At 70.9% G+C, this 898-nt stretch carries 1 protein-coding gene and 1 pseudogene; both read left to right on the top strand.

Annotated elements, in window-relative coordinates; genetic code table 11:
- Positions 1-265 (top strand): annotated as a pseudogene (locus tag WDW90_RS37570) (MFS transporter); the annotation flags it as partial.
- A 335-nt stretch (positions 266-600) separates the two neighbouring features.
- On the top strand, positions 601-898 hold a 298-nt coding region (locus WDW90_RS37565), incomplete at its 3' end, for a putative sulfate exporter family transporter (RefSeq protein ID WP_336492798.1).

The following is an 898-nucleotide window of genomic DNA, read 5'->3' as shown; positions in this document are numbered from 1 at the left end:
TCCCGCACGGGTGCGCTACACCGGCATCTCCTTCGTCTATCAATTCTCCGGAATCTTCGCGAGCGGGCTCACGCCGATCGTGGCCACGGCCCTCCTGCAATATTCGGGCGGGGGCAGCCCCTGGCTCGTCTGCGTGTATTGCGCGCTCGCCGGCCTGATCAGCGCCCTGTCGGCGATGTGGATCGGGCGGGCCGCGCGCCGCGGCACCCTCCTGGCGACCGAGCGGGAAGCCGCGGCCGGTCTGACCCGCACCCAGCCCGTATGATACGACGTCCGCGCGATCCCTTCGGTGCTGGTGCGGTGTCCCACCTTCCCCCTCATCCTGAGGTGCCGCAGCGCAGCGGAGGCCTCGAAGGAGGGTTCCAGGGAGCGCAGGGGCCGCTGGATCCCTCCTTCGAGGCCGCTGACGCGGCACCTCAGGATGAGGTCGAGGCTGGGACGCTCAACGCCGAACCGAAGGGATCAACCGGGGACGGTATGAGAGGCTGCCACGCGATCGATCGGCAACGGCTCGACGCAGCCCCGGCGCCCTCGGCGGAGCCGCTCGCGCCCCGCCGGACTCCGAACGGGGCGGCGGCGGAACCGGTGGAGCGCCGGATCGTGACGTCCAGGTCCAAACTCACCCGCAGGGTTACACCACTGCGCGCCCGCCTGAACGGCCTCCTGCCCGGCATCGCCCTGTGCGCGGCCGTGACGCTCGTCTCGCTGGGCGTCCAGAACCTCGAGGAGCGCGCCTTCGAGCATCCCTACATCGAGGCGCTCGTCGTCGCGATCCTGCTCGGCATGGCGCTGCGCACCGTCTGGGAGCCCAGTCCGCGCTGGCGGGCCGGCATCGCCTTCAGCGCCAAGCAACTCCTCGAGCTTGCCGTCGTCCTGCTCGGCGCCTCCTTGAGCCTCG

This window comes from Methylobacterium nigriterrae (genome assembly GCF_037106235.1).
Lineage (GTDB): Bacteria > Pseudomonadota > Alphaproteobacteria > Rhizobiales > Beijerinckiaceae > Methylobacterium > Methylobacterium nigriterrae.
Note: the sequence above shows the minus strand (reverse complement) of the source record. Positions and strands in the feature narration are given on the sequence as shown.